We start from the raw sequence: 449 nt of genomic DNA on the forward strand, positions 1-449 counted from the left end.
AAGCTTCGATTCATAGTGCAGCGCCGATCTCGCCACCGACATCAGCGCGCACGCACGTCGCACCGACAGGCCCCGCGCTTGCGCGTAGGCAACCTGCTTGCGCCGCGCGGGCGCGCTCACCATTTTTTTGCGTTGATCTCCTTCATGACGTCCAGTTCGAGATCACGCTCGGCCAGCATCTTCTTGAGCCGTGCATTCTCCTGCTCGAGTTGCTTCAGCCGTTTTACGTCGGACGCTTCCAGTCCACCGAAATGCTGCCGCCAGTTGTAGATCGTCTGTTCGCTGATTCCGTGCTTCTTCGCCACCTCCGCGACCGGAATCTTGTCCGCCTCGCGCAGGATCGTGACCATCTGCTCTTCCGTGAACCGGCTCTTCTTCATGACTTCCTTCTCTCCGTTGGAAGCCATTCTCTCAAGTTTCAGCCGGTCCGAAAATTCCAGGGCAGGTCA

At 58.6% G+C, this 449-nt stretch carries 1 pseudogene; it reads right to left on the reverse strand.

Annotated features, from left to right (window positions below):
* Positions 1 to 380: pseudogene (locus CFB41_RS37090) on the reverse strand (transposase); the annotation flags it as partial.
* Positions 381 to 449 lie beyond the last annotated feature (69 nt).

Origin of the sequence: Burkholderia sp. AU33803 (genome assembly GCF_002223095.1) — a bacterium.
GTDB lineage: Bacteria > Pseudomonadota > Gammaproteobacteria > Burkholderiales > Burkholderiaceae > Burkholderia.